This is a genomic window from Mesorhizobium sp., from assembly GCF_004962925.1.
Classification (GTDB): Bacteria; Pseudomonadota; Alphaproteobacteria; order Rhizobiales; family Rhizobiaceae; genus Mesorhizobium.
In genome coordinates, this window is record NZ_SUEO01000445.1 from 1 (window position 1) to 413 (window position 413).

Consider the following 413-nt stretch of genomic DNA (forward strand, 5'->3'; position numbering starts at 1 on the left):
AAACTCGGCTTGGCTTTGGCTGTTTTGGAAGTTGAAGCGGGTCTCGGTGTAGGTCCTCAAGGTGCCGAGCTCGGTTTCCTGGCCGGTCCAGGTCTTGAGCGTGAAGCGGGCTTTCTTGCGGTAGGTGTCGTTGATACCGCCGTCCTCGTGGTCGCCGGACTCCGTACCATCGAACGAGCCGACGTCGCCGACGCCGATGTCGTAGCGGACATAGCCGCCGATGCGCAGGCAGGTTTCGGTGCCGGGAATGTAGAAGTAGCCAGCGCCGTAAACGTCGCAGATGCGGACGTATTCAGCGGGTTCCGGCTCGGCGACAACGACGGCGTCGGCGGCGCGCGCACCGGAAACTGCGACCAGTGCCGCAGCGGAGCCGAGAAGAAGGCTCTTGATGTTCATTTTCTGACCTCCAGTCA

General features: G+C 62.0%; 1 protein-coding gene. It reads right to left on the reverse strand.

Going from position 1 to position 413, the window contains the following annotated elements:
• Positions 1-396, reverse strand: a 396-nt coding sequence (locus E5W87_RS35630) for a porin (protein ID WP_292408696.1), incomplete at its 3' end; no start/stop codon positions are given.
• Positions 397-413 lie beyond the last annotated feature (17 nt).